The sequence below is a fragment of the Devosia sp. genome (assembly GCF_017307565.1).
GTDB lineage: Bacteria > Pseudomonadota > Alphaproteobacteria > Rhizobiales > Devosiaceae > Devosia.
The window spans coordinates 1-6,479 of record NZ_JAFKHD010000502.1 but is presented as its reverse complement, the minus strand read 5'-3'; the positions used below and the strand labels follow the sequence as shown (position 1 = coordinate 6,479).

8 protein-coding genes and 1 pseudogene are annotated in these 6,479 nt (G+C 62.5%); 6 read left to right on the top strand and 3 right to left on the bottom strand.

All coding sequences use genetic code 11. From position 1 onward, the window contains the following. The 4 genes from J0I64_RS21865 to J0I64_RS21850 all read left to right on the top strand — a co-directional run. A partial coding sequence (locus J0I64_RS21865; RefSeq protein WP_291412286.1) for an MOSC domain-containing protein occupies positions 1-501 on the top strand: 501 nt, incomplete at its 5' end. Between the two features lie 10 nt (positions 502-511). Beyond that, the gene (locus J0I64_RS21860; RefSeq protein ID WP_291412284.1) at positions 512-979 is read left to right on the top strand and encodes a YbaK/EbsC family protein; all 468 of its coding nucleotides are present in this window, start codon (positions 512-514) and stop codon (positions 977-979) included. Then, on the top strand, positions 961-1,617 hold the full coding sequence (locus J0I64_RS21855) for a methyltransferase (protein ID WP_291412282.1): 657 nt from the start codon (positions 961-963) through the stop codon (positions 1,615-1,617). Before J0I64_RS21860 ends, J0I64_RS21855 begins: the two co-directional genes overlap by 19 nt. Before the next feature lie 106 nt (positions 1,618-1,723). Next, on the top strand, positions 1,724-2,155 hold the full coding sequence (locus J0I64_RS21850; RefSeq protein ID WP_291412280.1) for a PACE efflux transporter: 432 nt from the start codon (positions 1,724-1,726) through the stop codon (positions 2,153-2,155). A 12-nt stretch (positions 2,156-2,167) separates the two neighbouring features. Here the strand turns inward: J0I64_RS21850 and J0I64_RS21845 are convergent, their stop codons facing one another. Together J0I64_RS21845 and ispG are read right to left on the bottom strand one after the other, a co-directional pair. Continuing rightward, entirely contained in the window at positions 2,168-2,533 is a 366-nt protein-coding gene (locus J0I64_RS21845; protein WP_291412278.1) for a hypothetical protein, read from the bottom strand. Between the two features lie 90 nt (positions 2,534-2,623). Next, positions 2,624-3,865 carry a flavodoxin-dependent (E)-4-hydroxy-3-methylbut-2-enyl-diphosphate synthase gene (gene ispG / locus J0I64_RS21840; RefSeq protein ID WP_291412276.1) on the bottom strand — a complete coding sequence of 414 codons (1,242 nt, stop codon included), beginning with the start codon at positions 3,863-3,865 and terminating at the stop codon, positions 2,624-2,626. Positions 3,866-3,959: 94 nt separating this feature from the next. Between ispG and J0I64_RS21835 the strand changes: the two are divergent. Next, a pseudogene (locus tag J0I64_RS21835) lies at positions 3,960-4,916 on the top strand (alpha/beta hydrolase-fold protein). A gap of 76 nt (positions 4,917-4,992) precedes the next feature. Beyond that, complete coding sequence (locus tag J0I64_RS21830) at positions 4,993-5,292, top strand: DUF1232 domain-containing protein (RefSeq protein WP_291412274.1); 300 nt, start codon at positions 4,993-4,995, stop codon at positions 5,290-5,292. A gap of 58 nt (positions 5,293-5,350) precedes the next feature. Here J0I64_RS21830 and J0I64_RS21825 read toward each other — a convergent pair. After that, positions 5,351-6,479, bottom strand: a 1,129-nt coding sequence (locus J0I64_RS21825) for an ABC transporter ATP-binding protein (protein ID WP_291412272.1), incomplete at its 5' end; no start/stop codon positions are given.

Below are 6,479 nucleotides of genomic sequence, written 5' to 3'. Positions count from 1 at the left end.
CTCGACCGCCAGCACCATGGCGGGCTCGACCAGGCCATCTATGTCTATTTCAAGGGCGATTATGACTGGTGGGCAGGCGAACTCGGCTACGTCCCTGCGCCGGGCCTTTTCGGCGAAAACTTCGTCATCGAGGGGCCCGTCAGCCAGAACGCGGCGATCGGGGATCGTTACCAGATCGGGGATTGCCTGCTGGAAGTCACCTATCACCGCACCCCCTGCCTGACCTTTGCCGCCAAGATGGGCGACATGCGCTGGGTAAAGCGCTTCCACCGCGCCAACCGCCCAGGCGCCTATTGTCGTGTGCTCAAGGCCGGCAGCGTCACCGCTGGCATGGACATCGCCGTGACGCCTTATCAGGGCGAACGCATCACCGTCTCCGAACTCATGGCCTTCGACGTCGTCAAGAACATCCCGCTCGATTTCATGCGCCGGGCCGTGTCGACGCCAATCCGCGAGAAAACCCGCTTCAAATACGAAACCCGCCTGGCCGATCTTTTCTGAGATATTTTCCATGAGCCTTGCATCTGTACGCGACGACCTTGCTGCCCGAGCCCCCGATCTCGCCGTCCTCGTCACCGACGATTCCACGGCCACGGTGCAATTGGCCGCCGAGGTGCATGGCGTCGAGCCCGGACAGATCGCCAAGACGCTCTGCATCCGCATCCGCGACGAGGAAGTGCTGCTGGTAACGCGCGGCGATGCCCGGCTCGACAATCAGAAATCCAAATCGGCCTTTGGCGGCCGCCCGCGCATGCTGGGCGCCGAAGACGTGCTGCGGCTGACCAGCCACCAGGTCGGCGGCGTCTGTCCCTTCGGCCTGCCTGCGCCGCTGCCGATTTATCTCGATGCATCGCTGAAGATCTATGACTTCGTCATCCCCGCCGGCGGCGATACCCATGCCTCGGTGAAGCTGACGGTCGACCGCCTCGCCGATCTCTGCGGCAACCAGTGGGTGGATGCTTGCCAGCTGCCGGAGTGAACCTTTCGCCCGAAGAGTTCATCCGCCGGCGCCTGACGCTGGCCCCACTCCCCTTCCGTCCCTATATTTCCCTTTATCGCCCCACACCGCAAAGCGGACTGATCGCCTTTCTGGCCCAGAATGGCCGCGCCGATGACCCGCCTTACTGGGCCTATGCCTGGGCCGGCGGCGCCGTGCTGGCGCGCTATCTTGAGGATCATCCCGAAACCGTCGCCGGGAGGACCGTGCTCGATTTCGGCGCCGGCTCCGGCCTTGTCGGCATCGCGGCTGCACGCGCGGGTGCCGCAAAAATCTGGGCCATCGAGCCCGACCCCATCGCCCTTACAGCAATGATGCTCAACGCGGAGGCCAACGGCGTTAGCCTCTCGCCATGGACGGAGCCGGACCTACCAGAGGTCGACATCATCCTCGCCGGCGACGTTTTCTATGACGCTGCAGTAACCCGCAACACCCTGCCGCTTCTCACCGCGGCGGCGGCAGAAAGCCAGGTTATCGTCGGCGATCCCTTCCGCCGCGACCTGCCGCTCGACCGCCTCGAGTTTCTCGCCGAATATGCCGTGCCAGACATGGGTGGGGCAGCGCCCGTGCGGGCTGGCGTCTTTGCCCTGCACCCCACTCATATCGGAAATGCCCCCTGAGCCTTGCCCGAAATCGGGGAAAATCTTATATCCAAGGCCAAGCGAGGACGACCTCCCCCATCATGGGTTCCACGTTCGGGACGACCCGAAACCCAGGGAGTGTCCCATGCGGACCACCGCCGACCGTATCCGTCACGCCGTCAGTTTCGAAGTCATCGGCATCATTATTGCAACCCCGCTGGCGGCCTTCGCCTTCCATCTGCCTGGCGGGGATTCCGCTGTGGTCGTCGTAGCCAGCGCCACTGTCGCCATGGTCTGGAACTACATCTACAACCTGGGCTTCGACCACCTAATGCAGCGCTTCACCGGTGGCACCGCCAAGACGACGCCCATCCGCGTCGCCCACGCCGTGCTATTCGAGCTGGGCCTCTTGATGATCATGCTGCCGCTCGTCGCCTGGTACCTGCAGATTTCGCTCTGGCAGGCGCTGGTGATGGATATCGCGCTGGCCCTCTTCTACATGGCCTACGCTTTCGTCTTCAATTGGGCCTATGACCGAGTATTCCCGTTGCCGGAATGGAAGAACGAGGCCGCCTGACCTGAGATAACCTCAGGCCAGCGCACCAGCCCAGCGCAGGCCGAGCAAGCCCAAACCCAGGACCATGAGGCTGGTGAAAAACCAGAACGTGTGCCGCATGACGCTTTCGGGGAAGTAGGTATCGAAAGCATAGCCGCGGACGGCGCCATAGCGAACAGCCAGCGCCGTCAGCGGACATTTGAAGCCGTTGCCGACAAACACCACCACTTCGATGGCCAGAAGGGCAATGGGGACGAACAGCCATGGGCCCTTCTGCCCGCTGATCCCGGCGAAAACCAGAGCAAAGGTGGACAGCGCCATCACGACATAGATGATGGTGTGAACGAGGCGGACCGCCCTCAGCTTGTCTGCGTCTTCCATGCGCGTCCAGCTGGTCATGCCTCTATCCCAGATGCCCGGTGAGCTTGAGCGTACCGAGCACCAGGATCAGTATGGCGAGCCAGAAAATGCGGCGAGTATTGCGCTCGTTCATTCCGCGGCGTTCTGCTTGCCGGTGCCGAATTTCCGCTCGATGTAGTCCGCCACCATCACCTTGAACTGGTCCGCCACATCCGCTCCGCGCAGCGTTGCGACCTTCGCGCCATCGACAAAGACCGGCGCCGCCGGCGTCTCGCCCGTGCCAGGCAGCGAAATGCCGATATTGGCGTGCTTGCTCTCGCCCGGCCCGTTGACGATGCAGCCCATCACCGCCACCGACAGCGTCTCGACGCCCGGATAGCGCTCGCGCCATTCCGGCATCGAGACATTGAGATGGTCCTGAATATCCTTGGCGAGGGTCTGGAAGGTCGTCGATGTCGTGCGACCACAACCCGGGCAAGCCGCCACCACCGGCAGGAACTGGCGGAAACCCATGGTCTGCAACAATTCCTGCGCAACCTTCACCTCGGTCGTGCGATCACCACCTGGTTCCGGCGTTAGCGAAATGCGGATCGTGTCGCCAATGCCCTGCTGCAACAGGATGCCCAGCGCCGCCGACGAAGCGACAATGCCCTTCGACCCCATGCCCGCCTCGGTCAGCCCCAGATGCAACGCATAGTCGCAGCGTGCGGCAAGGTCCTGATAGACGGCGATGAGATGCTGCACATCCGACACCTTGGTCGAGAGCAGGATCTGGTCGCGGCGCATACCCAATTCTTCAGCGCGCGCGGCAGAAAGCAGCGCCGACTGGATGATGGCCTCGCGCTGCACCGCCGCCGCCGAAATCGGCGCGTCGGACACGGCGTTCTCGTCCATCAGCTTGGTGAGCAACTCTTCGTCGAGCGAACCCCAATTGACCCCGATGCGCACCGGCTTGTTGTACTTGTTGGCAATCTCGATCAGCGTGGCGAACTGCGTATCGCGCTTCGCCTTGAACCCGACATTGCCCGGATTGATGCGATATTTCGCCAGCGCCTCGGCGCAGGCCGGATGGTCGGTAAGAAGCTTATGGCCAATGTAGTGAAAATCGCCGACCAGCGGCACGTCGTAGCCCATGAAGGCGAGACGATCGCGAATAACAGGCACGGCCGCCGCGCTCTCGTCGCGATCGACGGTGATGCGCACGATTTCCGAGCCGGCGCGCGCCAGCTGCATGACCTGTTTCACGGTCGCGTCGATATCGGCCGTATCGGTATTGGTCATGGACTGGACGACCACGGGCGCGCCGCCCCCGACCATCACACCACCGACATTGACGCCCACCGATTGCCTGCGCGGCGCTGGACCGGCCATAGGATCACCTTAAAGATTGCTCAACGACACATAAGGCGGACAGGATAGCGGCGCAATATTGTCGCTGCATGTCCATGGCGGAGAGATAGCCAGAATGCACGCTCGGACGCTCCTTCCCGTTCTTTTCGTGCTGCTTATGTCGCACCCGGCATGGGCAAGCACCATCATCGCCGAAAGCTACGCCCTGCCCTCGACCGACCAACCCATGGCGGTCAATGTCTATCGCCCTGACGGCGCTCCACCTGCGGGCGGCTGGCCCGTCGTCTATCTGCTGCACGGCCTCGGCGGCAATCAGGGCGATTGGCTGGTGGCCGGCAATCTGCAACCGACCCTTGATGGCCTCATTGCCGACGGCAAGGTCGAGCCCATGCTGGTGGTGATGCCAGCCGCGGGCAATAACTGGTATGTGAACACCCGCGCCGCTGGCGGCACCGACGACATCGAAACCGCGATCACCGAAGACCTGCGTCAGAAGATCTAGGCCGATTTCCCCACCCGCAAGGACAAGGCCGGCCGCCTCATCGCCGGGCTCTCCATGGGCGGTGCCGGCGCCCTGCGGCTCGGCATCGGCCACCCCGATCTCTATGCCGCTATCGCCGCCCTGTCGCCCGCCATCTGGGAGAATGTGCCCGAGGACGACCTCGACAAGCCGCCCGAGGACATCGACGTCATCATCGACAGCACCTATTTCCACTGGGCCGATCAGGACACGCTGACGACGGGCGTTGACCTGCCGCCCGCCGGTCCGCACTTTTCCGGCGCCTTCGGCACTCCCTTCGATCCCCGCCGCTTCAATGCCGAAAACGTCTTCACGCTTCTCGCCGATACGGTGCGCAGCCAGGAAAGCATGCCCGCCATCTATCTGATGGTCGGCGATCACGACAGCCACAAGCTTTGGCGCGGCTCCATCGCGCTCTATGAAACGCTGATGGCCGACAGCGCGCCGGTAGCCTTCCGCGTCTATGACGGCGATCACAGCTGGGATCTATGGCGCGACAAGCTTGGCGAGGCGCTGATTTTTCTCTCCGGCCATATCGGCCCGGCGCCCTGAGCCCAATATCGAACAAGACGCACGATCGTGATCGCCCAACCCTTGAACCAGATGCCGGCGGGGCCATTTACTAGGCATGATGAACAAGCTCCTCCCCCGCCTCATTCTGTTTCGCAAGGAAGTCGTGCAGCTCTGGAAGGCTTTCTGGGCTGCCGAGACGCCGTTTTACCTGAAGGCAGCGACGCTGTTCACCGCCTTCTATCTGTTCAACCCGTTCGACATCGTGCCCGATTTCATTCCGGTTTTGGGCTGGGTCGATGACATCATCCTCGTGCCGCTGATGGTCAGCTGGATCGTCTCACGCCTGCCGGTTCCGGCCCGCGTCTATGCCGGCAAGTATGGCAAGACCGTCGATGGCACGGCCCGCCGGATGTAATCTGCGGATATGAAAAAGGCGCCCAACGGGCGCCTTTTGTTTGGCTGGGCAATGAGCCTCAAGTGCTCGCTGCCCTGGCGTTGGCTGCTGCCACCAGATCGTCCGGAATATCGTCGAAGCTGGCATAGTTCATGTTGTAGAGGCGCGAGTAGAGCCCGGCCAGTTCCATGAGCTGGTCGTGATTACCCTCTTCGATCTTCTCCCCGTTCTGCAGCACGATGATCCGATCCGCCCCACGGATGGTGGCGAGGCGGTGCGCGATGACAAGGCCCGTGCGGCCCTTGAGCAGGATTTCGAGCGCCTTCTGGATCTGCCGCTCGGTATAGCTGTCGATGTTCGCGGTCGCCTCGTCGAGCACGAGAATCTTCGCATCGGCCACCAGCGCGCGAGCAAAGCTCAGGAGCTGGCGTTGCCCCAGTGACAGGTTCGACCCGCGCTGTTCGAGCCGGCTGTCGTAACCGCCCGGGAGGCGCTCGATGAACTCATGCGCACCCACTGCCTTGGCGGCCGCAATGACGTCTTCACGCGTCGCCGAGGCCTTGTTGTAGCGGATATTGTCGAACACTGTTCCGGTGAACAGGAACGGCTCCTGCAGCACCATGGCGACCTGCTCGCCAAGCGATTCCTGCGTGACATTGCGTACGTCATGTCCGCCGACCAGCACGGCACCGCCCTGCACTTCATAGAAGCGATGGACGAGCGACATGGCGCTGGTCTTGCCCGAACCCGTGGGCCCCACAAGCGCGACCGTCTCACCGGGATTGACCCGGAAGGACACGTGCTTGAGCACGGGCCGGTTGGAATCGTAACCAAAGACGACGTCGTGGAAGGCCACCGAGCCATCCATGTCGCCGGTCAGCGTCAGTGCATCGGGCTTGTCGGTAATGGTCACCGGCAGGTCGAGCACTTCAGTGATGCGGCGGCCCGAGGTCATGGCGCGCTGCATGATCGAATATTGCATGGTCAGCGACCGGATCGGGTCGAAGAAGCGTTGGATATAGAACAGGAACGCAACGATGACGCCGACCTGCAACGAACCGTTGAGGACCAGAGAACCGCCCACGACAATCACGGTCGCCATCGAAATGCCGGTGAGGCTGTCCACGATCGGCACCATGACCTGAGCGTATTTCGAGCCGGTCAGCTGCGTTTCGAGGTTGTGATAGGCCTTGTCGTCATAGAGGTCG

Coding starts and splice junctions, on each gene's coding strand:
- ispG (WP_291412276.1), bottom strand. CDS start 3,865: ATGGCCGGTCCAGCGCCGCGCAGGCAATCGGTGGGCGTCAATGTCGGT.
- J0I64_RS21850 (WP_291412280.1), top strand. CDS start 1,724: ATGCGGACCACCGCCGACCGTATCCGTCACGCCGTCAGTTTCGAAGTC.
- J0I64_RS21830 (WP_291412274.1), top strand. CDS start 4,993: ATGATGAACAAGCTCCTCCCCCGCCTCATTCTGTTTCGCAAGGAAGTC.
- J0I64_RS21845 (WP_291412278.1), bottom strand. CDS start 2,533: ATGACCAGCTGGACGCGCATGGAAGACGCAGACAAGCTGAGGGCGGTC.
- J0I64_RS21860 (WP_291412284.1), top strand. CDS start 512: ATGAGCCTTGCATCTGTACGCGACGACCTTGCTGCCCGAGCCCCCGAT.